This is a genomic window from Flavobacterium sp. NG2, assembly GCF_034119845.1.
Taxonomy (GTDB): Bacteria; Bacteroidota; Bacteroidia; order Flavobacteriales; family Flavobacteriaceae; genus Flavobacterium.
In genome coordinates this window covers 925,327-951,014 of sequence record NZ_CP139420.1, presented here as the reverse complement: position 1 = coordinate 951,014, position 25,688 = coordinate 925,327, and the positions used below count along the sequence as shown (strand labels likewise).

27 protein-coding genes are annotated in these 25,688 nt (G+C 34.0%); 16 read left to right on the top strand and 11 right to left on the bottom strand.

Annotation, left to right across the window (positions count from 1 at the left end):
• Window positions 1-20 precede the first annotated feature (20 nt).
• The 4 genes from SLW70_RS03980 to hemA all read right to left on the bottom strand — a co-directional run bounded on the left by SLW70_RS03980 (window position 21) and on the right by hemA (window position 3,535).
• Window positions 21-713: a uroporphyrinogen-III synthase gene (locus SLW70_RS03980; protein WP_320890715.1), complete on the bottom strand. Its 693-nt coding sequence runs from the start codon at window positions 711-713 to the stop codon at window positions 21-23.
• Window positions 713-1,639 (bottom strand): hydroxymethylbilane synthase, encoded by a 927-nt coding sequence (gene hemC / locus SLW70_RS03975; protein WP_320890714.1) that lies wholly within the window; start codon window positions 1,637-1,639, stop codon window positions 713-715. The genes SLW70_RS03980 and hemC overlap by 1 nt, the downstream gene beginning before the upstream one ends.
• Window positions 1,640-1,800: 161 nt before the next feature.
• Window positions 1,801-2,208 carry a GxxExxY protein gene (locus tag SLW70_RS03970; RefSeq protein WP_320890713.1) on the bottom strand — a complete coding sequence of 136 codons (408 nt, stop codon included), beginning with the start codon at window positions 2,206-2,208 and terminating at the stop codon, window positions 1,801-1,803.
• Window positions 2,209-2,278: 70 nt separating this feature from the next.
• A complete protein-coding gene (hemA, locus tag SLW70_RS03965) occupies window positions 2,279-3,535 on the bottom strand; it encodes a glutamyl-tRNA reductase (RefSeq protein WP_320890712.1) in 1,257 nt (418 codons plus the stop codon).
• A gap of 230 nt (window positions 3,536-3,765) precedes the next feature.
• Between hemA and SLW70_RS03960 the strand changes: the two genes are divergently transcribed.
• The 6 genes from SLW70_RS03960 (at window position 3,766) to SLW70_RS03935 (ending at window position 9,195) form a co-directional block, all read left to right on the top strand.
• Window positions 3,766-4,638 (top strand): AraC family transcriptional regulator, encoded by an 873-nt coding sequence (locus SLW70_RS03960; protein ID WP_320890711.1) that lies wholly within the window; start codon window positions 3,766-3,768, stop codon window positions 4,636-4,638.
• 122 nt (window positions 4,639-4,760) lie between these two features.
• Entirely contained in the window at window positions 4,761-5,774 is a 1,014-nt protein-coding gene (gene hemH / locus SLW70_RS03955; RefSeq protein WP_320890710.1) for a ferrochelatase, read from the top strand.
• A gap of 78 nt (window positions 5,775-5,852) precedes the next feature.
• Window positions 5,853-6,410 carry a CopD family protein gene (locus SLW70_RS03950; protein WP_320890709.1) on the top strand — a complete coding sequence of 186 codons (558 nt, stop codon included), beginning with the start codon at window positions 5,853-5,855 and terminating at the stop codon, window positions 6,408-6,410.
• A 154-nt stretch (window positions 6,411-6,564) separates the two neighbouring features.
• The gene (locus SLW70_RS03945) at window positions 6,565-7,980 is read left to right on the top strand and encodes a sensor histidine kinase (protein ID WP_414458245.1); all 1,416 of its coding nucleotides are present in this window, start codon (window positions 6,565-6,567) and stop codon (window positions 7,978-7,980) included.
• A gap of 10 nt (window positions 7,981-7,990) precedes the next feature.
• On the top strand, window positions 7,991-8,773 hold the full coding sequence (locus tag SLW70_RS03940) for an enoyl-CoA hydratase/isomerase family protein (RefSeq protein ID WP_320890707.1): 783 nt from the start codon (window positions 7,991-7,993) through the stop codon (window positions 8,771-8,773).
• A gap of 20 nt (window positions 8,774-8,793) precedes the next feature.
• Window positions 8,794-9,195 (top strand): hypothetical protein, encoded by a 402-nt coding sequence (locus SLW70_RS03935; RefSeq protein ID WP_320890706.1) that lies wholly within the window; start codon window positions 8,794-8,796, stop codon window positions 9,193-9,195.
• A gap of 67 nt (window positions 9,196-9,262) precedes the next feature.
• Here the strand turns inward: SLW70_RS03935 and SLW70_RS03930 are convergent, their stop codons facing one another.
• The 3 genes from SLW70_RS03930 to SLW70_RS03920 all read right to left on the bottom strand — a co-directional run bounded on the left by SLW70_RS03930 (window position 9,263) and on the right by SLW70_RS03920 (window position 11,839).
• Window positions 9,263-9,913, bottom strand: a complete 651-nt coding sequence (locus SLW70_RS03930) for an HD domain-containing protein (RefSeq protein ID WP_414458239.1) — start codon at window positions 9,911-9,913, stop codon at window positions 9,263-9,265.
• Between the two features lie 194 nt (window positions 9,914-10,107).
• On the bottom strand, window positions 10,108-11,094 hold the full coding sequence (locus SLW70_RS03925) for an acyl-ACP desaturase (RefSeq protein ID WP_320890705.1): 987 nt from the start codon (window positions 11,092-11,094) through the stop codon (window positions 10,108-10,110).
• Between the two features lie 10 nt (window positions 11,095-11,104).
• On the bottom strand, window positions 11,105-11,839 hold the full coding sequence (locus SLW70_RS03920) for a lysophospholipid acyltransferase family protein (RefSeq protein ID WP_320890704.1): 735 nt from the start codon (window positions 11,837-11,839) through the stop codon (window positions 11,105-11,107).
• Window positions 11,840-11,967: 128 nt separating this feature from the next.
• On the opposite strand from SLW70_RS03920, the gene rnpA reads away from it, so the two are divergent.
• Genes rnpA through SLW70_RS03905 form a run of 3 tightly spaced genes read left to right on the top strand, consistent with a single transcriptional unit; the run spans window position 11,968 to window position 14,846 of the window.
• Window positions 11,968-12,348, top strand: coding sequence for a ribonuclease P protein component (rnpA, locus tag SLW70_RS03915; protein WP_320890703.1), 381 nt, complete (start codon window positions 11,968-11,970; stop codon window positions 12,346-12,348).
• Between the two features lie 54 nt (window positions 12,349-12,402).
• A complete protein-coding gene (locus SLW70_RS03910; RefSeq protein ID WP_320890702.1) occupies window positions 12,403-14,040 on the top strand; it encodes a S41 family peptidase in 1,638 nt (545 codons plus the stop codon).
• On the top strand, window positions 14,040-14,846 hold the full coding sequence (locus SLW70_RS03905) for an OmpA family protein (RefSeq protein WP_320890701.1): 807 nt from the start codon (window positions 14,040-14,042) through the stop codon (window positions 14,844-14,846). The genes SLW70_RS03910 and SLW70_RS03905 overlap by 1 nt, the downstream gene beginning before the upstream one ends.
• A gap of 1 nt (window position 14,847) precedes the next feature.
• Here SLW70_RS03905 and SLW70_RS03900 read toward each other — a convergent pair whose 3' ends face one another.
• From SLW70_RS03900 to SLW70_RS03890, 3 genes are all read right to left on the bottom strand, one after another.
• The gene (locus SLW70_RS03900) at window positions 14,848-15,825 is read right to left on the bottom strand and encodes a DUF4837 family protein (protein WP_320890700.1); all 978 of its coding nucleotides are present in this window, start codon (window positions 15,823-15,825) and stop codon (window positions 14,848-14,850) included.
• Window positions 15,826-16,016: 191 nt separating this feature from the next.
• Complete coding sequence (locus SLW70_RS03895; RefSeq protein ID WP_320890699.1) at window positions 16,017-18,050, bottom strand: LysM peptidoglycan-binding domain-containing protein; 2,034 nt, start codon at window positions 18,048-18,050, stop codon at window positions 16,017-16,019.
• Between the two features lie 107 nt (window positions 18,051-18,157).
• Window positions 18,158-19,345, bottom strand: coding sequence for a phosphoglycerate kinase (locus SLW70_RS03890; RefSeq protein WP_320890698.1), 1,188 nt, complete (start codon window positions 19,343-19,345; stop codon window positions 18,158-18,160).
• 421 nt (window positions 19,346-19,766) lie between these two features.
• Here SLW70_RS03890 and SLW70_RS03885 point away from each other — a divergent pair, with 421 nt between their 5' ends.
• The 5 genes from SLW70_RS03885 (at window position 19,767) to SLW70_RS03865 (ending at window position 23,119) form a co-directional block, all read left to right on the top strand.
• Entirely contained in the window at window positions 19,767-20,915 is a 1,149-nt protein-coding gene (locus tag SLW70_RS03885) for a DNA polymerase III subunit delta' (RefSeq protein ID WP_320890697.1), read from the top strand.
• A gap of 5 nt (window positions 20,916-20,920) precedes the next feature.
• Window positions 20,921-21,304 carry a DoxX family protein gene (locus SLW70_RS03880; RefSeq protein ID WP_320890696.1) on the top strand — a complete coding sequence of 128 codons (384 nt, stop codon included), beginning with the start codon at window positions 20,921-20,923 and terminating at the stop codon, window positions 21,302-21,304.
• Between the two features lie 67 nt (window positions 21,305-21,371).
• Window positions 21,372-21,881 (top strand): acyl-CoA thioesterase, encoded by a 510-nt coding sequence (locus SLW70_RS03875; RefSeq protein ID WP_320890695.1) that lies wholly within the window; start codon window positions 21,372-21,374, stop codon window positions 21,879-21,881.
• A 235-nt stretch (window positions 21,882-22,116) separates the two neighbouring features.
• On the top strand, window positions 22,117-22,470 hold the full coding sequence (locus tag SLW70_RS03870; RefSeq protein WP_320890694.1) for a hypothetical protein: 354 nt from the start codon (window positions 22,117-22,119) through the stop codon (window positions 22,468-22,470).
• A gap of 121 nt (window positions 22,471-22,591) precedes the next feature.
• Window positions 22,592-23,119, top strand: coding sequence for a ferritin (locus tag SLW70_RS03865; RefSeq protein WP_320890693.1), 528 nt, complete (start codon window positions 22,592-22,594; stop codon window positions 23,117-23,119).
• Between the two features lie 52 nt (window positions 23,120-23,171).
• Here the strand turns inward: SLW70_RS03865 and SLW70_RS03860 are convergent, their stop codons facing one another.
• The gene (locus tag SLW70_RS03860; RefSeq protein ID WP_320890692.1) at window positions 23,172-23,429 is read right to left on the bottom strand and encodes a (2Fe-2S) ferredoxin domain-containing protein; all 258 of its coding nucleotides are present in this window, start codon (window positions 23,427-23,429) and stop codon (window positions 23,172-23,174) included.
• 681 nt (window positions 23,430-24,110) lie between these two features.
• Between SLW70_RS03860 and recA the strand changes: the two genes are divergently transcribed.
• Complete coding sequence (recA, locus tag SLW70_RS03855; protein ID WP_320891744.1) at window positions 24,111-25,118, top strand: recombinase RecA; 1,008 nt, start codon at window positions 24,111-24,113, stop codon at window positions 25,116-25,118.
• A 156-nt stretch (window positions 25,119-25,274) separates the two neighbouring features.
• Window positions 25,275-25,688, top strand: a complete 414-nt coding sequence (locus SLW70_RS03850; protein WP_320890691.1) for a hypothetical protein — start codon at window positions 25,275-25,277, stop codon at window positions 25,686-25,688.

The following is a 25,688-nucleotide window of genomic DNA, read 5'->3' as shown; positions in this document are numbered from 1 at the left end:
ATTATTTTATTTTATTTATTCTAATTACCTTCTTCAGGCATCGGTTTGTAATACTGAATTACTTCGAAAATCACCTCCTCAATGGTTGGGATTTCAGGAATTACAATGTTTTTAATTTTCTTTGCTTCTAGTGCTGATGCGGTGGTTGTTCCTATACAAAAGCACACTTCCTTTTTGATTTTGTTGTTGGTCAAATAACTCTCCACAGCCGAGGGACTGAAGAACATAATTCCATCAAAATTTTCTTGGGCTGATATTTTGAAAGGAGCCAACTGGGTTTCGTACACTTCTATTTCGTTAAAGGTGATACCTGCGTTTTTTAAAGCTTGTGGCAAAGTTTCCCTACGCAAATTTCCACTTAAAAAAGTGTAACTTTCTTTGTTATATATTAAGGTGATGATTTCGGCCAATTCAGAGGCATAATCCATATAGACATCCACTGTAAAACCGTTTGCTTCTAGTAATTCTTTGGTTTTAATCCCAACACAAAAAACAGGTTTTGTTTTTAGAACTTCCCAACCCTTTTGTTCCATCAAACTCAAAACTGCATTTTGACTACTAAAAATCAAATTGTTATTGATAGAATTCAGTTCGAAAAGGTTGTTTTTTATTTCGATAAAATCTTGTTCCAATAAATCAAAATCAGCATCCAGAAATACTTGTCTTTGCTCTGCAGATAATGTTTTGGTAGCTAATATGCTGATTTGGCTCATTATTTCTTTAATTTACTTTTAATTTCGGCCATCAATGCTGCTCCACCATTATCTAAGATTTCTTTAGCGGCATAAAATCCTAGTTTTTTCCATTCTTCGATAGGAACGATTTTATCCACTTCCATTTTTTGTTTTCCATCTAACGAAAATAATGCCCCTTGAAAATGAATTGTATCATCTTCGTCATTGTATTTGGCCAATGCCCCAATTGGCGCTGTACAACCACCTTCTAATGTTCGTAAAAATTGGCGTTCAATATAAGTTGCAATTTCGGTTTCGATATCATTCAAATGCGATAACGCATCCAAAGTAAAATTATCGTTGCCCATCGCCACAACAAGCATTGCTCCTTGTGCAGGTGCGGGAATCATCCAGTCTAAAGCGATATGATTTTCAGGATTTAGATTGATGCGTTCTAGTCCAGCCGCTGCAAATACAGCACCATTCCAGTCGTTATCGGCTAATTTTTGCATGCGCAAATTAACATTTCCGCGTAAGTCGACTACCTTATGATTAGGATATTTATTCAACCATTGTGCTTGACGACGCAAACTTCCGGTTGCAATGGTACCGGTTCCTTGTAGAAAATCAAGGTTTCCTTTGTAAGCCAAAACATCGACGGTATTGGCTCTTTCCAAAACGGCCGCTTGCACAATCCCTGTTGGTAAAGCCGTTGGCACATCTTTCATAGAATGCACCGCAATATCAACATCGCCATTTATCATGGCAACATCGAGTGTTTTCGTAAAAATTCCTGTGATTCCTAGTTCGTATAATGGCTTATCTAAAACAATATCTCCTGTAGATTTTACAGCAACAATTTTGGTTTTAAACCCCAAATCATTTAGTTTTTTTTGAACAGTATGGGCTTGCCACAAAGCCAATTCACTATCTCGAGTACCTATACGTATTGTTTTTTCTGCCATTTTTATTTTTTAACTTAAATAATGTCACCATTATTTATCTATTTTGAACCATTAAGGAATTAAGGTTATTAAGCTTTGTCTTTATTCTTATGTTAATCTTTAAAAATATTTTGTTTTTCCTTTTCTAACCATTAAGAAATTAAGGTTATTAAGCCTTGTGGTTATTCTTCTGCTAATCTTGAAAAATATTCGTTTACGAATGGTTTCAGTGATTTTGTTATGTTAGTGGTATTGAAATTAACCAGTAATCCTTGAGGTTTTTCTAATAATTTCATATACGTTAACAACTGCGCTTCATGAATAGGTAATATATCTTCAATTGCTTTCAATTCCACAACTATTGAGTCATTAACCAATAAATCTATTCTTAAATTAGACTCTAAAACTAAATCATCATACTCGATCTTAACAATCAATTGTTGTTTAACATCGTAGCCGTTTTTCTCTAATTCATATTTCAAACATTGTTCATAAACACTTTCTAAAAGTCCTGGGCCTAATTTTTTATGAACTTTTATAGCATAACCTGTAATTTCAAAAGATAACTGTGTAATCTCCTTTTTAGTCATTATACATAAAGTATTATCGATTTAGAACTAAATGAAACTTAATTTCTTAATGGTTTAATTTGAATAATGGTTATTTAACCGCAGCTTCAATTTTGAAAACTCGTTCAATCCATTCGATGCTTTCATCTACCATAGTGCCTTCATCTTTCAAATGGTTGGCAAAATGAGTAGTAATCTTTTGAATAATTCGAGCGCTTATGATTTCGGCTTGTTCTTCGTTGAAATCGGCAATTTTTTTGCTTTGAAAATTCAACTCGGCTTTTTTAATGTCGTTTAATTTCGCTTTCAATGCGTTGATTGTTGGCGCAAATTTTCGTCCTTTAGTCCAAGTAATAAATTCCTCTTTTATCTCTTCAATAATGGCCTCTGCTTCAGGAATGTGTTTTTTACGGTTTTCCAATGTTTCATCGGTCAATTCAGAAAGATAATCCATATGAATTAAAGTTACACCTTCTAGCTCTTCTACATCTTCATTCACATTTTTTGGAATCGATAAATCCAAAATCAACAACGGTTTTTTAAGATTTAAGATTGCCTTGTCCACGGTTGGGTTTTGTGCCCCAGTAGCGACAACCAAAACATCGGCTTTTTGTAATTCTAGGTGTAATTCTGAATAATCTTTTACAATTAAATTCAATTTACCTGCTAGTTTTTCAGCCTTGTCTTTGGTTCTATTGATAAGGGTAATATGCTCGTTTTTGGTGTGTTTAACCAAATTTTCGCAAGTGTTACGTCCTATTTTTCCAGTTCCAAAAAGAAGGATATTTTTGTTCCCGATATCTTCCACATTTTTCAAAATGTATTGTACAGAGGCAAAAGAAACTGAGGTTGCTCCTGAACTGATTTCGGTATTGGTTTTGATTTTTTTACTCGCTTGAATCACGGCATTGACTAGCCTTTCCATAAAATTATTAACCAGTCCTAATGCTTTTGCGTGAATAAAACTCGTTTTAATTTGGGAGATAATTTCAAAATCCCCTAGAATTTGGCTATCTAAGCCCGTACCCACTCTAAAGATGTGATTGATGGCTTCTTGATTTTTATAAACAAAACCTACTCTTTGAAACTCTTCAATACTCCCTTGACTATTTTCACAAATCAATTTGATTAACTGAAAAGGATGCTCCGCAAACCCATATACTTCAGTACGATTACAAGTCGAAGTTACCACTAAGCTCTCTATCCCTTCGGCTTTAGCTTGTTCCAATAACTGCGTTTTGGCAACAGCATCCAAACTAAATCTACCTCTAGTTTCAGCATCTGCTTTCCTATAGCTTAATCCTACTGCGTAAAAATAATGATGTTTTGATGTTAGGGTTTTTTCCATAAATTGCCTTTTCTAAAGAAAGTGCAACAAAATTATTACTATAGTATCGATAAAAGTAACGCTAGAAGTTCTTTTTATGTCGCTGTATGTTTTTTTAACACCAAAGCCCTTATTTTGTTTAAATTATTCTATTTTTGTACTGAAATCAACGATTTGTATCGGCTCTGTTTAGAGTCGTTCTAAATAATAGAAGCTGATTTTTATCATCTTTTAAATAAAAAAATGTCGCTATGGGTTCTCAAGAAATAATAAAAATAGAAGACGATTTTATATTAATTCGCTTTCAAAATGATGGTTCAGAACCATTTTTTGCACAACGCGAAGTGAGTAGCGGATTAATTCAATTTCATTTCGGGCTCAAAGGAAATGCAAAATTCATCTTTAACCAAGGGAATTACACTCTAGAATTAAAAGAAGAAAAATCGCTGCTTTTATACAATCCTCAAAAAGAATTACCTCTTAATTTGGAACTAGCACCTAATTCATGGGTAATATCCTTAATTATTTCCATCAAAAAATTTCATGCCTTGTTTTCTGCCGAAGCGGATTACATCACTTTTTTGAGCGGTGATAATAAAGACAAAAAATATTATAACGAGGGAAACATCAGCCCGTCTATGGCTATTGTACTTAGTCAGCTGTTTCATTACAACTTACATCCATCGATTAAAAACCTCTACTATAAAGGAAAGGGATATGAATTATTGAGTTTGTATTTTAACCGCACCGAAGATCCCAATGCTGAACAATGTCCTTTCCTAACCGATGAAGACAATGTACTTAAAATACGAAAAGCCAAAGAAATCATTCTCGCTAATATGGCTGAACCCCCAGGATTACAAGAATTAGCCGACCAAGTGGGCTTGAATTTGAAGAAACTTAAAATGGGTTTCAAACAAATTTATGGCGATACTGTTTATGGTTTTCTCTTTGATTACAAAATGGATTCGGCTCGAAAACTACTCGACAGCGGTTCTTATAATGTAAATGAAGTAGGATTAAAAATTGGTTACAGCACTGGAAGCCACTTTATAGCAGCTTTCAAAAAGAAATTTGGAACTACACCAAAGAAATATTTGATGTCTATCAATCCAAACAGTTAATTCTCCATTGATTTTGAATATTAAACAATAAATAAAAATGAGTTAATATGAGTTTAAAAAGATAGTCATTGAATTATTTTTGTAACTCATTTTGAATACCATATAAAACAAAGAAAAAACAAATGAAAGGCGCATTATTAATCAACTTAGGCTCACCAGAAAGCCCAACACCAAAGGATGTAAAACCGTATTTAGACGAATTTTTAATGGACAAATACGTGATTGACGTTCCGTTTTTGTTGCGTGCCTTAATTGTTCGTGGTATCATTTTAAGAAAAAGACCAGAGAAATCAGCAGAAGCTTATGCCAAAATTTGGTGGGAAGAAGGTTCGCCATTAATTGTCCTTTCAAAACGAATGTTTAAAAAAGTGAAGCCTAAGGTAGCCATCCCAATGGCGTTATCAATGCGTTATGGAAATCCTGATATTTACTCTGGATTAAAAGAATTAGCAGACAAAGGTGTGACCGAAGTATTGCTTTTCCCTTTATACCCGCATCATGCGATGTCATCAACCGTAACAGTGTTGGAAAAAGCAGAGGAAATTAGAAAGAAGCATTTTCCAAACATGAAATTTTCATCAATTCCTGCTTTTTATAATAAACCGGATTATATCAAAAATTTATCAGACTCAATCAAAAGTCATTTGGCCAATTTTGAATACGACCATTTATTGTTTTCGTACCACGGTTTGCCTGAGCGTCACATTCGCAAAACAGATGTAACCAAATCACATTGTAAAATCGACGGTTCTTGTTGCAACACACCATCACCAGCTCATGAATTTTGCTACCGTCACCAATGTTATGAAACTACAAAACTGGTAACCGAAGCATTAGGTATTCCGAAAGAAAAGTACAGTCAAACTTTTCAATCACGATTGGCTGGAGACAAATGGCTAGAGCCTTATACGGATGTTGAAATCAATAAACTACCCGAAAAAGGAATAAAAAAACTGGCAGTTGTAACACCCGCTTTTGTAGCTGACTGTTTAGAAACATTAGAAGAAATTGCCATGGAGGCCAACCACGAATTCAAAGCACACGGAGGCGAAGATTTCTTTGCTGTTCCTTGTTTGAATGATTCCGATGAATGGTGCACTACTGTGAGTAATTGGATTAACGACTGGGCGAAGTAAAAAATTTGTTTCAGGTTTCAGGTTTCAAGTTGCATGATAAACTTGAAACCTGAAACTTGAAACTTTCAAACAACAAAAATGGAACTCTACAACTACCTTAAATCCCTTCACCTCATCTTTGTCATCACTTGGTTTGCGGGACTTTTTTATATTGTTCGTTTGTTTGTGTACCAAATTGAAGCGGCAGACAAACCCTCGCCTGAAAAAGAAATTTTGCAAAAGCAATACAAAATCATGACCTATCGATTATGGTACATTATTACTTGGCCATCTGCGATATTGGCTAGTGTTTTTGCTTTTTGGATGTTGTTGTTTACACCTATAGGAAATGCTTGGTTGCAAATGCCTTGGATGCATGTGAAACTTGGCTTTGTTTTTGTGCTCTACTTGTATCACGGTAAATGCCATCAAATTTTCAAGCAATTGCAAAATGACGAGGTAAAATACAGTACCAACTTTATGCGTTTGTGGAATGAAGGAGCAACAATTATACTTTTTGCAGTCGTTTTTCTGGTGGTATTAAAAAATGCCGTAAATTGGATTTATGGTGTAATCGGGATTGTACTGTTTTCAGTTTTGATTATGTTAGGATTCAAATTTTATAAAAAAATTAGAGAAAAGAACAGTGGTCAGTAATCAGTTTTTAGTATTCAGAAATAATGAGAACACTGAATACTAAACAGCAAAACTGTCTGAAAACTCAAAATCTGAACACTGAATACTAAAAAATAATATGCTGAAAAACTTTAAAATAGCAATGCTATCACTACGCATTCGAATCTTCCTTTCGATGATAGTAGTAATTATTGTAGCTTCTATTTTACTAGCTTCTATTTCTATTATACAGTTTAAAAACGAAGCCAAAGAATACCATCAAGAACGATTAGAACGCAAAGAAAATGCCGTAAGAGAACATATTAACTATGTACTTTCAACAACTACCTACCCTCTTACAACCGAAAATTTAGATTTGATATTCAAGGACAAAATCCATGAATTAGCCCATATCCATAATATCGAAATCAACATTTACAGTCTGGATGGTATATTATTAAAATCGTCAAAAGAAACATTTTCAGTAGACAAGTCAGCCTTACCCATTCCGAAATACATCTTGAAATTAGTACGTTCTTCTATTGAAAAACGATATGTAGACATTAAAACCATCAATGGTACCAAAAACCGTTCTTCATTTACTCAGATTAAAGACGATAAATTCAAACCTTTGGGTATCCTAAATCTTCCCTATCTTGAAGATGATGGTTATTATGACAAAGAATTACAAAGCTTTTTAATTCGTTTGGGGCAGGTGTATTCCTTTATGCTGATAGTCGCCTTTGCATTAGCCTATTTTTTGTCAGCCTATATTACCAAATCCTTAAAAACGATTTCAGACAAACTATACGAAACAACTTTAAGTCAGAAGAATAAAAAAATTGTTTTAGAGGCTAGCAGTAAAGAAATTAATTCCTTGATAGCCGCTTATAACCGAATGGTAGACGAACTTGAGATAAGTGCCGTAAAATTAGCGCAAAGCGAAAGAGAAGAAGCTTGGCGCGAAATGGCCAAACAGGTAGCGCATGAAATCAAGAACCCTCTGACACCAATGCGTTTGACTGTACAAAGTTTCCAACGTAGATTTGACCCCAACGACCCTGACATCCAACAAAAGATGAAGGACTACTCCGATACTTTAATTCAGCAAATCGATACGATGACCGCAGTGGCATCGGCTTTCTCCAATTTTGCATCAATGCCTGCCCAGCAAAACGAAACCTTAAATGTGGTTGAAGTGGTCGAATTGACATTAGATATTTTCAATGAAGCCCAAATTATTTTTGAAGCCGAATCACCTGAGATTATTTCGAAAATAGACCGTACACAATTGATTCGAATTGTGACCAATTTAGTTAAAAATGCCATTCAATCAATTTCCGAGGAACAAGAAAACAAAACCGTTTTTGTTTCTGTAAAAAAAGAAAATGAAAACGTCCTAATCATTGTTGAAGACAATGGTAAAGGAATTAAACCCGAGGATTTTCCTCGTATTTTCGAACCTAAATTCACCACTAAGAGTAGCGGAATGGGATTAGGACTAGGGATTATCAAAAACATCATTGAAAATTACAAAGGAACGATTACCTTTGAGTCTACCCACGGACAAGGAACCCGATTTACTGTTTCGCTTCCTATCATTAACTCTTAAATTTAATATTATGAGCTACAAAAACATTCTAGTTACTTTTACAAAAAGTCTAGCATTACTAACTATAAATCGTCCTACCAAACTAAATGCTTTAAACAAAGAGACCATTCATGAGTTACATCTCGCTCTTGAAGAATTAGAAAACAATTCTGAAATCAGAGTTATTATACTCACAGGAAGTGGCGAAAAAGCCTTTGTTGCAGGTGCTGACATTTCAGAATTTGCCCATTTTTCAGTTGAAGAAGGTGCTCAATTAGCTGCTCAAGGGCAAGAAACACTGTTTAATTTTGTTGAAAATCTGCGCACACCTGTTATTGCTGCCATCAATGGTTTTGCATTAGGTGGTGGATTAGAATTAGCCATGGCTTGTCATTTTAGAGTTGCTTCTGATAATGCTAAAATGGGATTACCCGAAGTGACTTTGGGATTAATTCCAGGATATGGAGGAACACAACGTTTACCCCAATTGGTTGGAAAAGGTCGTGCTATGGAAATGATTCTCACTGCTGGCATGATTCCAGCTGAAGAGGCCCATAGAATTGGACTTGTAAACCACGTAGTTCCTCAAGACGAACTTCTTGCTTTTTGCGAAAGCATTGCTCAAAAAATCATCAAAAATGCACCAATAGCCATCAGTAAAGCAATCAATGCGATTAACGCCAACTTTAAAGAAGGAGTAAACGGTTTTGATACCGAAATAAAATCCTTTGGAAGATGTTTTGGAACCGCTGATTTTAAAGAAGGAACAACTGCCTTTTTGGAAAAGAGAAAAGCAGTTTTTACTGGCGAATAATTAAATTTAAAAAAACGAATATGTCCTTCCAACCCCTTTTTGTAGTCTTTTGGGAAAAAGTAATCGAAAGTATCCAAAACGGCACTTTTGCTAAATTGACTTTTGCTAAGACCATTGGCGACACCGAATTAAAGAATATTTATGTAAGACCTGTTATTACAGAAAATGACACTTTTAAAATGTCATGTATCGCTCGATATAAAAAGGAGGAAATTGAAAGTTTTCATTCCCTAGAGGATTCTTTTGCAATTCTAGCGCCTTATATGAACAATCCGTTTTTGACGGCTCTTTTATTCACAACTGAAAATGATATTACTTTCAAACTCAACAAAAAAAGAGTCCCTAGTATCATCGAACAAGCGCCAACCTTCAAAAATGCTTCAGATGTGATTATGGAGATGAAGGAGAAAGGGATAATTTAGAAAGTATCCAGTGATCAGTTTTATAGTGTTCAGCATTTCTGATGACTTAAAACCTAAATACTGAACACTACTTTTCCCCTTCCCATTCCGCATAAAACTGCGATAGAAACCCTTCCATATATCGGTGTCGTTCTTCTGCTATTTTCTTACCTGAGGTGGTATTCATTTTATCTTTTAGCAACAATAGTTTTTCATAAAAATGATTAATTGTTGGTGCTTGACTGTTTTTGTATTCCTCTTTGCTCATATTCATGTTTGGCGCAATTTGGGGGTCATACATGCCTCTATTTTTAAATCCTCCATAATTGAAAGCTCTAGCAATTCCAATCGCACCTATCGCGTCTAAACGATCGGCATCCTGCACAATGTCTAATTCTTTAGAACTGAATTTTTGTTCGACCTTACCCCCTTTAAAAGATATATTTTCGATGATGTTCAAAACATGAACAATAATTGACTCATCTACATTTTCTGATTCTAAAAAAAGGCGAGCTGTTTTTGGGCCAATCGCTTCGTCACCATCATGAAATTTACTGTCGGCGATATCGTGAAGCAAAGCACTTAATTTTACTATTGTTAAATCACATTCTTCCTCCTTGGCTATCAAAAGTGCATTTTTATACACTCTTTCAATATGAAACCAATCGTGGCCTCCTTCGGCACTTTGAAGTTTATCTTTTACGAAAGTGATTGTTTTACTAATTAAATCTTGACTCATTATGGCTGTTTTTATATATAAAAATGCTGATTTCAAAGTTTTAAAACTTCAAAATCAGCAGTATGTTTTTGTTTAATTCAAATTAAAGCATTTGACTTAAAAAGAACCTCAGATTCGCAAATTTCCTTTTTAGATAAAATTTGCCAATCTGCGGTTATTAAAAGTTTTGTAAAGGTAGATCGTTAATCAAAAATTTACAATCTCGCTGGTTCTACCCATTTAAAGATATGAGATTCAGCCGGAATAACAATTCTTTCAGAAATTCTCGCCATTCTCGCTGGTAATTTCATCAAGTAATCACGGGCTTTCTCTGCTTCATCAGTCAATCCTACAATTTTATCGATTTCCCATTTGTCAATCAATTTTTGTAAAATTTCAACATAATCCTGAGCTGTATAAACCCCAATACGTTGAGCCGAATCTGAAAATTGTTCAAAGGCCGTTCCAATTTTTTGACCTGATTCTCTTAAGAAATGAGCAGGCATCACAATTTTTTGCTTCATCATGTATTGGAAAGCCAACATCATTTCGCTAGGATCTACTTTAAATATTTCGCTCACAAAATGGCTATATGCATGGTGGTGACGCATCTCATCACCCGCAATCATTTTACACATTTTAGCGAGTTTTTTATCTCCATAGCTTTTTGCTAATTGCGATACTCTATTGTGCGAAACATAAGTGGCTAATTCTTGAAAACTAGTATAAACGAAGTTTTTATAAGGGTCTCTTCCCGTTCCAATATCAAAACCATCGTTGATTAAATGCTGTGTAGTCATCTCCACTTCACGCATGTTTACACGACCTGAAAGATAAATATACTTATTTAACAAATCCCCATGACGGTTTTCCTCACCTGTCCATTCGCGAACCCATTTTGCCCAGCCGTTTCTCTCTAAGTTATCCACACCTTCCACTTCCATCAACCAGTTTTCATATGTCGGCAAAGCCTCTTCGGTAATCATATCACCTACTAAAGACACCCAAAAATCATATGGCAAATCTTTCGATATTTCACGCAATTCTCTTACCTCTTCTAGAAAGTTATCACTTTCCGAATTAGGCAAAAAATCAGAAGGTTGCCAGATTTGTTCCACCGGTATTAAATACTGATCAACAAAGCTGTCCACTTTCTGTTCAAGGAACTGCATTACTTCTAATCTGATATTTTTTATTGACATTTTATTTATTTTAAAATTGTATTCCTTTTACTACTGCTTGTTCCGTTTGTTCCATTATTTCATTAAAAGTAAAATCACTCACTTTTAATGGAGTATGAATTTCAAAACTAAGATGATTTCCTAAACCTACAGGGAAAAATCCAAAGCGAACCATTTTCCAAGAATTATTAATACTTATCGGAACGACATAAGCCGAAGGTGCGTATTTACATAATATTTTTAATCCACTTTGTGCAAACTCTTTAGGGACGCCTGTTTTGCTTCTTGTTCCTTCAGGAAAAATAACAGCCGAGCGTTTATTTGTTTCTATATATTCAGATAAACCTTTGATTAAAGGGATTGCTTGTTTTGGGTCTTTTCTATCAATAAGAACCGAACCACCATGACGTAAATTGTATGAAACACTTGGAATTCCTTTTCCTAACTCTATCTTACTTACAAATTTACAATGAAAACGCCTCAAAAACCAAATCATTGCTATAATATCGTACATACTTTGATGATTTGCCACAAAAATCAAGGGAACGCCCTGCGGAATTGCTTCTCTATTTTTAATCGTATAGGTTGTTCCTACTAAGTTAGTACATTTTAACAATAGAAAATTCAAATAGTCAACACTTTTTTTATGTGCTTGATACCCAAAAAAACGCAAACAAATCCATTGTATCGGATGAAATATAATTAATATAAGCCCAAAAAGCAAATAGTATATGACAGATATAGGGTATGAAACTATTTTTTGCATGCAATAAAAATTAGGCTGCAAAAGTAACAAATAAATTATTAGTGCTAATTAATTCCTAAACAATAATAGAATTAAGCTTAAATTGTACCTTTGTGCGTATAAATCCTAGCCTATTTTTAATCAAACAGATGAAATTTACTTACCCCAAAGAAGAAAAACTTAAGAGTAAAATCAAAATTGGATTACTTTTCTCTGAGGGAAGGTCTGTTTCCAAATATCCGCTGCGATTAGTATATTTTGCTGGAGCTGTAGGTGAAGATACAAAAACACAGTTTGGAGTATCTGTTTCTAAAAAACACTTCAAAAAAGCAGTCGACAGAAATTATTTTAAAAGAGTCCTTCGTGAGACCTATCGCCTTAACAAACATTTATTGCTGGACAACTTAGACCAGCCGTACTCATTTATGTTGTTCTACCAATCCAAAGACCGATTGAGTTTTGATGAAATCAACACCAAAACCATTCAATTATTTGAAAAATTTCTGTTACAAATAAAAAAACAAGAATAAGTATAGTTTTTTGTATTTTTAACCTTACCATCATTTCACTTTAAAATCAAAAAAATGAAGTCTGTTTTCAAGAAAAAAGTAATCATTCCCATAGTAGCTTCTGCCTTTTTATTTGTTGGTGTGAGTTTTCAAGACAATTTTTTTGAAATTGCAAAACAGATTGAAATTTTCACCACTTTATTCAAAGAACTTAACACTAACTACGTTGATGAAACCAATCCAGGTGACTTGATGGACAAAGCGATTAAAGCAATGTTAACTAGCCTAGACCCCTACACCGTTTATTTTAACGAGCAGGATGTCATGAAATTCAAAATCAATAACACAGGTGAATACACTGGCATTGGCGCTATGATTACTCGTAAAGAAGGAAAGATAATCATTAAAGAGGTTTATAAAAACTTCCCTGCAGATAAAGCTGGAATCAAAGCTGGTGATGAAATTATTCAAATTGGTGATGTTGTTCTATCAGATTTTAAAGAAGACGCTTCTCAACTCTTTAAAGGGGCTAAAAACACTCAAATTAATGTCCAATTCCTGCGTCAAGGCAAAAAGAATACCGCTAAAATAGTTTTGGATGAAGTCGAAATCAAGTCGGTTCCTTTTTATGCTAAAATCGATGACAAAACAGGTTATATCGTTTTGGCTCATTTCAACAAAAAGGCATCAAACGAAACCAAAGAAGCTTTATTAGACTTAAAAAAACAAGGTGCCGAAAGAATCGTATTGGATCTAAGAGGAAACCCTGGAGGACTGTTGAACGAAGCTGTGAATATTTGCAATCTATTCGTTCCAAAAAACGAAGTAATTGTAACCACTAAATCAAAAATTGACAAATACAACAACACCTATAAAACCGCTTTTGAACCTGTTGACACTCAAATTCCATTAGCTATTATTATTAATAGCAAAAGCGCTTCAGCATCCGAAATTGTTTCTGGAGCCTTACAAGATTTAGACCGTGCAGTAATCGTAGGCAGTCGTAGTTTCGGTAAAGGATTAGTACAAAAACCTGTTGACTTAACTTATAGCACTCAATTGAAAGTTACAATTTCGCGTTATTATACTCCTTCGGGTCGATGTATTCAAGCGTTAGATTATGCCCATAAAGACAAAAATGGTCAAGCTATTCGAACAGAAGAAAAAAACTATACCGCATTTAAAACCCGTAAAGGACGAACGGTTTATGATGGAGGTGGTATTTTTCCAGATATTGAGATTGAGGAAACAAAGTCAAGTCCTATCGCTGATGCTTTGGTTAAAAACGATGCCATTTTCAATTATGCAACCGTTTATTATTACAAAAACCCAAACTTAAACGACCAAATACCGAGTTTTACAGACGCCCATTATCAAGATTTTAAAAACTACATTAAAACCCAAAATATCGATTTTAATACCGAAACTGATTTAGCTCTAAAAAACACCTTAGCTATTGCTAAAAAAGAAAAAATTGATACTGCCATTTTAAATGAATACGAACAGTTATTAGCATCGCTTCAAAAAAGTGAAGTAGAGCAATTGGATAAAAATAAACTTGAAATCAAAAATTTGATATTGGATGAAATCATCAAGCGGTACCAATACCAAGAAGGACTATACCAATATTATTTAAAAAACAGCTTTGAGGTAAAAAAAGCTGCAAGCATCTTAAACAATCCTACTGAATACCTGAAAATATTAAAAATGTAATGTCAAAGCTCTTTCAAATAATCGCTTTACTAACTATTGGACTTCTTACTGCTCAAGAAAAGAAAATAGAGACTGTTTACTTTAATTTTGATAAATATGATCTAGAAAAATCACAGGAAGAGATCGTGTATCAATTTCTTAAAACCATTGATACCACAAGAATAGAATCTGTTCAAATATATGGTTACTGTGATGATAGAGGGAATAACGACTACAACTATAAATTATCCGAAAAACGAGTAGAAACGGTTAGGACCATCCTGACGAATAATGGTTTCAATAAAAATAAAATTGTCATCATTGAAGGACGTGGTCGTGTCCTAATTGAAAAAGACACCATTGAAGATATCGAAAAAACAAGAGCAGAAAACCGTCGAGTGGATTTATTAATTGTTCCCAAAAACAGCTTCGGGAATGGTATTTACAACTCCTTACAAGACAGTCACCAAGTAGGTGATCGCATCTATTTTGAAAATATTCATTTTGATTTAGGAAGTAGTAAACTAACCCATTCATCAATAAAAGAACTGGATATCATTGTTGGAAAACTAAGCAAAAATAAAACTCTAGAGTTTGAAATCAGAGGTCATGTGTGTTGTACACCAGAATATTTTGATGACGCCATTGATATTAGTACCTACGAAAGAAAACTATCTGTAAATCGGGCTAAGACAGTTTTCTTCTATTTATTATCCAAAAACATTAATAGCCTTAGAATGTCCTATAAAGGATGCGGAAATAAATTTCCTTTAGGCAAAGGAGACGAAATGGACAGAAGGGTCGAATTTTTAATTACTAAAATATAACTCACCGTTTCACAATCGAAACGGATTTAATAATGGCTTCCAATTCATGCATTAAATCGCGTTTTTCTTTGGAAGGTGAATAACAGAATCCTTCTAAAACTAAAATACGTCCATACTCTTCGTCTACAATCGTATAATTAATAAACGGACCAGACATGAAATCATTCTTCAACTCCCAGGTTCCTTTCATTTCATAAGTTGTTTTGCCATCCAATTTTATCTTGAAAAAATAGGGCGCATACGCCTCTTCTGTCATCATATCTGTATCAACATCTTTTCCATGAATGTACAATCGACCGATAGAGTCACGCATACTAATTATATTGGAAACCAAATTATTCTTATTGATAACACGAGGAATAGGCACTTGATAAATTAACAAACTACTACTACCACTAATAATATCTTTTTTCAACCACAAGAAAGCAGCTTCATGGAGCGCATATTTATAATCCGATGGAACATCAAGATTGATATGAAATTTGTTGTTGATTATCTTCGGATTTAGCACCGATTTTTTAATCATTCGCTGGCTTTCTTCAATCTCTGCCTGACGAATAACAGCAATAATAGTCGGGCTTTGTTTTTCTATAATGGTTAAGATATCATCAACCGTACGGCCTGATATATGAAATACATTTTGCGGTGTAGCGTATTGATCCGTGATGATTTCAAATTTATTAATCTCTTCTTTTTTAACCACAATAATATTGCGGCTATCCGTCATAAATCCTTCCAATAGTTTGGCTGGATATTGATTAATATTAAAAAGAGGCTCTTCCTGTGGGAGTCCAATCACAGGTGACGCAAACTTATTTCGAATGCTATCACCCACAACCCCATTCCACAATTGGTCATCAATAACAATAGAAATACTATTTATGGTACCCGTTGCTTTTTTAAGCACATCCTCCTCCTTATTCTTACAAGAAAAAAGGCAAACTGAAATAACGAGAAATAAAAAATGGACTTTGTTCATAATCGTAAAATTACAAAACAAAACCCATTTTTATATGAGATTTTAAACTAATATCTGGTCAAGCGTATAAAAAAATCAAACTCTAATTCAACGAATTATCACGAATTAAAAAACGTTTTATTTCCACTAAATAGGACTTTGTGAAATTTATCAAAAACTCGAGTTTGTGTTATTCGTGTCTTTGTAATGTATTATCCGTTTATTTTTAACTTCATACCCGGTTTAATACCTTCGCTGCTGATATCGTTCCATTTTTTCAAATCAGCAATCGTAACTCCAGGGTATTTTTTGGCAATGCTATACAAAGTATCTCCTTTTTGAACATAATAGTCTGTCACTTCTTTTTTAGCAACTTTTGCAAAACTATCTACTTTTTTAAAAGAATTAACACTAGCATAAGATGTATTGATAGCTGGCTCATTTTTGGCCACAATTAACGATTTACCTACGGCAACACTATTCGTTGTCAATTTATTCCATTGTTTCAATTCATCTAATGAACTACCAAACTTTTTAGCGATATTTCCAAGATTATCTCCTTTTTGAACTACGTACTCAATATTCTTCAACACCACTGTTGGAGCTGTTGTCGTGACCTCTTCGTTTGATTGATTTTTGATTTTAAGTTTTGCTCCCAATGCGATAGCGGTACTTGACAATTCATTCCATTCAAGCAAATCGGCTACGGTTACATTATAAGTTCTAGCTATCGAATTTAGATTGTCTCCCTTTTGGACAATGTAAGAGTTTACGCCTTCAACTGATTCTTCTTCATTGTGAGCAACCAACTCCTCTTTGTTATTTTTAGATTCTGCAATTGCAACTTTCTGATTTGCAATCGTAGGTACTGCCACTTTGTTTGCTTTAACCACTGAATCTACAGCAGCAATTTTCAAATTTTCACCATAGGAAATTGAACTACTCTTAAGGTTATTCCATTTCATTAAGTCCTCAATACTGACATCATATTTATTTGCAATTACACTCAAGTTATCACCTTGTTGTACTTTATAGAACTGAGTGTTGGATGGCGTTAACTTTAAAGAATCTTTTTTAGGAATTGATCTTGAAGCAATAGCTTCTGATTTTCTAAAAATACGCCCTTCTTTTATATCTAATTCATGTTGAACATAAGCATAAATCTTATCTTCATTAGAGGTAAAAACGGCTATTTTTTCTTTTGGTAATCGTAAGAAATGAATTTTATCATGATAAGCCGGAATAACATCAATTTTGTACGATGGGTTCAATAATTTCAATTGATCTATTGATACATCCAAAACATCTGAAATTTGTTTAAATGACATTTCTCTTTTTACTGCAATCGTATCTGTTCTAAAAAGTTTTAAAAGATTTTTATTAGGCTTAATACCATGTTCTTTATGGTATTCATAAATATACATTGTTGCTAAAAAAGCAGGAACATAGCCTTGCGTTTCTTTTGGTAAATACTCTTTAATATCCCAAAAATTCTGCTTGCCACCAGAACGTCTAATAGCTTTAGAAACATTCCCTGGACCTGAATTATACGAAGCTAATACCAATTCCCAATCTCCAAAAATAGCATACATCTTAGCCATATACTCTGCTGCTGCATCCGAAGCTTTTAATGGATCACTTCTTTCGTCTACATAAGAATCAACATTTAAGTTGTATTCTTTCCCAGTTTGATACATAAATTGCCACAACCCTGTAGCTCCTACTTTTGAAACTGCTCTTGGATTTAAAGCCGATTCAACTATTGACAAATATTTAACTTCAAGGGGAACATTTTTTTTAGCAAGTGCCTCTTCAAACATCGGGAAGTAATAATCAGAAACAGCCATTAAGCGTTCGTATGATTTTTTTCGATATTTTAAATAGGATTTAATTACGTTTTCTAAGTTTTCGTTGTATTGAATTCTGAAAGGCGATTTCTTATCCATTTCTGCCAAACGTGACTTCAATAATTCTGTAGACAAATCATAATCTACTTTTTTACTACTATCCACATTGAGCATCTCATTGGCCATTTCATTATACAACCCTAAATCTGTCAACTCTTGCATCCAACGCTGCTCAACACAAGCTGCTAAATCATCTTTTACAAAAGTCTTTTTGATTGAATCTAAGTAGGAAATGTTTTTCTCTAAAACAGCAATTCCTTTGTTTTCAGCAAGTTCTTGCGAAAACAAAGGAATTGATAGTAATAAAGAAAGTGATATTGTGATACTTTTTATAGTCATATTTTCTTTAGTTAATACGCTTATTCATAAGTTATTAAGAATAAATTAATGCAAACATACTACGTATTAACTAAAAAAAACTATAAATATTGTTAAAAATAACAATTTTAGTCTAAAATTGCAGCGATACCCGGTAAAACGCGACCTTCAAGCATCTCAAGCATAGCTCCACCACCTGTTGAAACGTAGCTTACTTTGTCCTCAAAACCGAATTGTTTTACTGCAGCAACTGAATCTCCACCACCTACAAGTGAGAAAGCTCCGTTAGCTGTAGACTCTGCAATATAGTCTCCTAATGCGATTGTTCCTTTAGCAAAAGTTTCCATTTCAAAAACTCCTAATGGACCATTCCAAAGAATAGTTTTAGATTCCAAGATTACTTTTTTGAAGTTTTCCAATGATTTTGGACCTGCATCAAGACCTTCCCATCCATCAGGAATTTCTCTTACATCAACTACCTGAGTATTCGCAGTATTTGAGAAATCATCTCCAATCACTACATCAACAGGAATATGAATTTGAACTCCTTTTTCTTTTGCTAAACGCAAAATTTCTAAAGCTAATTCTTGTTTGTCATCTTCACAAATAGAGTTTCCTACTTTTCCTCCTTGCGCTTTCACGAAAGTAAAAGTCATACCTCCACCGATAATCATGTGGTCTACTTTATCCAAGATATTTTCGATTACAGTAATTTTTGAAGATACTTTAGAACCTCCTAAAACTGCTGTTACTGGTTTTTCGCTATCTTTCAATACTTTATTGATGCTTTCAATTTCTTTAGCCAATAAAGACCCGAAACATTTAGCTGTTGGGAAGAATTGTGCAATAATAGTTGTTGAAGCATGTGCTCTGTGCGCTGTTCCAAAAGCATCATTTACATAAATATCTCCTAATGAAGCCAATTCTTTTGCGAAAGCAACATCTCCAGCTTCTTCTTCAGCATGAAAACGTAAATTTTCTAATAATAAAACTTCACCTGCTTTTAAGTCGTTTGCAGCGGCAGTAGCTACTTCACCTACACAGTTTGCAGCAAATTTCACAGGAACTCCAAGAATTTCTGAAGTTGTTGCTAAGATGTGTTTTAATGAAAACTTATCTTCAGCACCTTTTGGTCTTCCTAGGTGAGACATCAAAATAACGCTTCCACCATCAGCAAGAATTTTATCAATAGTTGCTTTTGCAGAAACGATACGAGTCGTATCAGTTATATTGAAATTTTCGTCCAAAGGCACGTTAAAATCAACACGGATAATTGCTTTTTTATTATTAAAATCAAAGTCGTTTAAAGTCTTCATTAGATTTATTTTAAGTTTATTTTTGTTCAAAGAATAGCAAATATAGAACTTTTAGATTAGTAAAATATTTGATTAATCTAAAAAATAGACAGTTTTAATAACGAAAACGATATAACTCAATTATTTATTTACATTATAAAGTACGGAAACGCATTTTTATACAAAATAACTTCAAATTGTGTTTTTAAAACAGAATAAAAATTCAGAACAAACATTTTAAAAGATTTTACCACGAATTCACGAATTACAATTTATAGAATTAAAACTCGCTACTTGTCAAACAGAATAAAGAATACTAGGCTTTTGTCTTCCAAATAATCTTAAAATTCGTGAATTCGTGGCATTTTAAAAATCCTCTACTTGTCGAGAAACTTTGCTTATTAATATTTTTGACTAAACCATTTTCTGCTATCTTTGCTTTATGCTATTTTCTGAAATTTTAGGACAAGAACACATCAAAAACCACCTGACTCAAAGTGCTAGTTCAGGACGTATTCCGCACGCTCAATTGTTTGTAGGACCAGAAGGAAGTGGTACTTTACCCATGGCGATTGCCTATGCGCAATACATATTGTGCAACAATCAAAACGGAGAAAACACAGGTGAAAATGCAGCTTGTAATCTTAAGTTTGATAAAATAGCACATCCTGATTTGCATTTTGCCTACCCTACTGTAACGACCAATGAAATCAAGAAAAACCCTAAAAGCATTGATTTTATTGCGGATTGGAGAGAATTCATTTTGCAACAACCTTACGGAGGTTTATTTGATTGGTACGCCGTTTTAGGAGTCGAAAACAAACAAGGAGAAATCAGGGTTGATGATGCTCAGGAAATCCTAAAATCACTGTCTTTGAAGTCCTACGAAGGAGGACATAAGATTATGATTGTTTGGATGGCGGACAAACTCAATATTTCGGCTTCCAATAAGTTATTAAAATTATTAGAAGAGCCACCAGAGAAAACTATTTTTATTTTAATTAGTGAAAACGAAGAGGACATCATCCAAACGATTCGTTCCCGTTGCCAAATTTTACATTTTAATGGATTAAGCCAAGCTGTCATTGCAGAAGCTTTGGTTGCTAGAGAAAATATTGATCCGAATCAAGCACAAAAAATAGCCCATCAAGCACAAGGAAATTTCAACAAAGCCTTGCATTTGCTACATGATGATAGCGAAGAATTCCCATTTGAAGAATGGTTTGTAACCTGGGTTAGAGCCGCTTTCAGGGCCAAAAAAGATGCTTCAGCCATACAGGATTTAATTCTTTGGAGTGAAAAAATAGCTGCACTAGGTAGAGAAAGTCAAAAGAAGTTCTTAGAGTTTTGCATCGAAATTTTTCGTCAAGCCTTGATGATGAATTATGAAGCCGTCGAATTAGTTTATTTTGAACCAAAAGTACCAAAGTTCAAATTAGAAAACTTTGCTCCTTTTGTTAACGGCAATAACATCCAAGATATTTACAACGAAATTTCGGAAGCGATGTACCATGTGGAACGCAACGGAAATGCCAAAATAATTTTAACCGATTTATCTATTAAACTAACCCGTCTTATCCATAAAAAATAACGATTATGAACAACGTAGCATCCATCTTGATTTTGATATTCTTTGGGATTACATTTTTGCAATCCAGCTATGAAAAACTATTTTATTGGGAAGACAATATCACCTGGCTTAAAGAGCATTTTTCAAAAACGCGTTTAAAAAACCATGTAAAAATTGCCTTAATCCATTTGGTCATCATGGAATTAATATCGACTATTTTGTGTTTTGTAGGTTGTATCCAACTATTCATAAACGACGGTCGCTTATTTGGATTTTACGGAGCCGTATTTTCGTCAATCACTTTAATCATGATGTTATTTGGACAGCGATTAGCTAAAGATTATGATGGTGCTCGTACAATTGTCATCTATTTTATACCTGCCGTTATGGCCGTGTATTGGTTGAACTAAAACAATTTCAAAAAATCAAAAGTAATGACAATCAAAAACTAGCTATTGTCAACAACACTATTCTAAAATGACTGCAAAAACTCCTGCCGAATCCTTAACCGTATTGACCGACTTGGTTTTACCAAGTGAGACCAATCATATTCATAATTTATTTGGAGGAGAGCTTTTATCTCGAATGGATCGTGCTGCTAGTATCTCAGCGCAACGCCATTCCAGAAACATAGCCGTAACCGCCTCGGTCAATCATGTAGCTTTTACCAAGGCTATTTTACTAGGAAGTGTTGTGACCATCGAAGCCAAGGTTTCCAGAGCTTTTAATAGTTCGATGGAAGTGTACATTGATGTTTGGGTAGAAGACAGAGAATCAGGAATTAAATCCAAAGCCAATGAGGCGATTTATACCTTTGTAGCTGTAAATGAAACAGGAAAACCCGTAATAGTTCCTCCTATTATTCCTGAAACTGACATTGAAAAAGAACGGTACGATGGTGCCCTTAGACGCAAACAACTGAGTTTATTACTGGCTGGCAAAATAAAACCTAGTGAAGCCACTGAACTTAGGGCGTTGTTTGTGTAACCATACAACTTCCAACAAAATTCACCTTAAAAAAATTAAGAGTAGTCAAAACTTCACTTTTCTTAATTTCTTAAATAGTAGTTTTCATTTAGTATACTCAAATACTAATACAGCTATTGCTCAACTGTTTATGTTGAAAACAATTTCCTCTTCTTTATTTAGATTAAATACAAATAGTTTGGTGATTTAAAAATAAGTTATTAAATTCGCAGCCTATTTAATACCGTTGCATTATATGTCTCAAGTTCATTTTAGTCAAGAATTTTTATTTGAAACCTCAAAAGGATACAGTTATCAATGTGATACAACTAATACCATAGTTATCAATTTTAGTGATACTATTGTTAAGTATAGTGTTCGTGATTTTTTGATTTTTCAAAGAAAAGTAAATAGTGTTGCCATACTTGACATGATATATGATTTATCAGATTCAGCAGATTTTAAACTGATTGAAAACAACAAAACAAATTTTTCAAGAAACCTTACCATTTGCGAAATCGTTCAGTTGAGAGAATTATTAAATGGAACCAAATTTACCCTCGTACTTCATTCTATGCTTAACGAAGTATTGAGTGATGTGATGGTATAACCTCAAAATTACTTCCTAGCCCCGCCCTCTCATTTTATTTAGATTGAATTCAAATTTTGAATCAATAGCGCAATAGTAGGATTTATTGCGTAAATTTGATAGTAACTAAAAATTGAAGAAAATGAAAGATTTATTGAGAACAAACTCTTCACTTCACGAGGGAATAGAAAAACTATTAAACATACAAGCTAAGATAGAGAGCGATGCGTCTAACAAATATTTGGCTATGGCCGCTTGGTTAGACCGAAACGGATTTGCAAACACCGCTGATTATTTGTACAAACAAGCTGAAGAAGAGCGTGAGCACTTTCTTAAAGTTTTCAAATACATCACAGAGATGGGCGGAATTGCCGTAACTCCAACTGTAAGTGAAGTACAACAAGAATTTCGCTCTATGAAAGAAGTTTTTGAAATTGCACTACAAAATGAAATTACAGTTACTAATGCTGTCAATAAGATAGTTGCAAAATGCCGCACTGAAAATGATTATGCTACCGAAGAATTTATGATGTGGTACGTAAAAGAACAAAGAGAGGAAGAAAAAAATGCAAGACGTGCCCTAGAACTTTTTGAATTAATTGATGAAAATTCAGGTTCTGGAAAATTTGAATTAGACAAAGAAATTGCAAAAATTGGTGCAATCGAATAAATTACGATTATTACTTAAAGTAAGCTCTTATTTTTACAAATAGGAGCTTTTTTTATGCCTTCAATTTTTCCATTATTTTTTCGGCTTGACTTAGGGTTACTTTTTCATGCCATTGATTTTCCGATTGATTATATACTATAGGCGCACACTTACAACGGTCGCTGCATTCGATATTAAAAACCTCAATTTCATGTTTCAACCCCTGTTCTTTGATTGTATGTTTGAAGTATTTTTTTATCTCTTTGTGCTTCCCACATTTACTTCCGTTGCAAATAAAAATGGCTTTTTTAGGAAATTCTTTCGCGCTCATATCTCATTCCGTTTAGATAACAAAGATAAATCTTAAAATTGATTTTATAAAAGGTTTTATGCGCCTATTCCAGCACTTCGCTTTAGCCCTCGGTTGGAATGCTTTTTTTACACGGCACTAGAGGAGCTTCTTGCGGTCGCTCTCTAGCACCAGTAAAAAATAGCAATCCAATCCTCGGGGCTACCGCTACGGTCTGGGGCGAATTGATTGATGAATGTAGATTAACGCTTTTCGACACGAATGATAGCGAACTGACGGAGCATATCAGATTTTCTGTTAGTAAATAAAAATTCAATGATTATATTGATTAGTACTTCTAAAATCAACAATCTTAAATAATAACGTTCTTCCTAGCCCCAACAGCAGTGGAAAGCTATTGCAGGTTGAAAATCACTTTTTATGGTAGTGGCAGAGCGACCAGCGGAAGCTCCTGCCAGTGCCAATAAAAAGGATTTGAAACCAAAATACTTGAAACGAATGGTGGGAATAGCTCCTAATAAAAGGATTTCTAAAAAGTGAATAAAAATATTTTGAAAAGCGGATTTTGCATCAAAAATTAAGTATTTTTACGAAATAGTTTTTTCTAAAAAAGAAACAACTAATACTACAGAAAGCTCTAGTTATGAGTTTTTTAAGTAAACGACATAATAGCAATTAATGAAAGAAAAGGTAAAAGACACGATGAGTTCAGAGAAAGAAGCCAAATTAAAAGCGTTACAGTTAACGTTAGATAAATTAGATAAAACCTACGGAAAAGGTACGGTAATGAAAATGGGAGACAAGGCGATTGTGGAGGTTGAGACCATTTCGTCTGGTTCATTAGGAGTTGATTTAGCTTTAGGTGTAGGTGGTTATCCTAAAGGACGTATCATTGAAATCTACGGACCTGAATCTTCTGGAAAAACGACTTTGACACTTCATGCTATTGCTGAGGCTCAAAAAGCAGGTGGAATTGCAGCTTTTATTGATGCGGAACATGCTTTTGACAGAGGTTATGCTGAGAAATTAGGCGTTGATATTGAAAACTTAATCATCTCGCAACCAGATAACGGAGAACAAGCTCTTGAAATTGCTGAAAACTTAATTCGCTCAGGAGCGATTGATATTGTGGTAATTGACTCGGTTGCTGCTTTGACTCCTAAGAGTGAGATTGAAGGCGAAATGGGTGATTCTAAAATGGGATTACACGCTCGTTTGATGTCACAAGCTTTGCGTAAATTAACAGGAACGATTAGCAAAACAAATTGTACGGTTTTCTTCATCAACCAGTTGAGAGAGAAAATTGGGGTAATGTTTGGAAATCCTGAAACGACAACAGGTGGTAACGCCTTGAAATTTTATGCATCGGTACGTTTAGACATTCGTCGTTCAACTCAAATTAAAGATGGTGAGAATGTTTTAGGTAATAGAACCAAAGTAAAAATCGTAAAAAACAAAGTAGCACCGCCATTTAAAACGGCCGAATTTGACATTATGTACGGAGAAGGTGTTTCTAAAACAGGTGAAATTCTGGATTTAGCGGTGGAGTTTGAAATCGTTAAAAAATCAGGTTCATGGTTTAGCTACGGTGATACTAAGTTAGGACAAGGTCGTGATGCTGTGAAAACATTAATCAAAGACAATCCTGAATTAGCTGAGGAACTAGAAGTGAAAATTAAAGCTAGAATTAAAGAGATTGGCGATAACTAATCTGCTTTAAAAATAAATATGAGATGCCCGAATTGATGATTCGGGCATTTTTTTTTTAACTTTAAATACGTAATTGAATAACTGACGCAACCTTTTTTATCTCTTTTCATCTTATGTAAAATATCACCTATTTAGTAACCCATAAATTTTGAAAAAATGAAAAAGATATTATTATTTTTAACGCTAATGGTGGCTTTTTCCAGCTGCAGCCTAGATAATGACACCCCAGACACATACACCTTTAGTGTATTACCCGTTGAAAGCTATGAAGTTCCTGCTAGTTTCACTCTTGGGCAAACCTATGAAATCAAATTAAAATACCAAAAACCTAGTTCCTGCCATATTTTCCAAGGGATATACTATACTAAAGATTTAAATAAAAGAACAATCGCTATACAAGCCGCTGTAAAAGACAATCAAGTATGTACGCTTGAAGTTCCTCCATTATCTGAAGCTTCATTTAACTTTTTAGTTACCAGCACAGGTTCCTATGTCTTTAAATTTTACAAAGGAAAAGATACTAATGGCGAAAATATATTTGAAGAAGTAGAAATTCAAGTAGTCGATTAA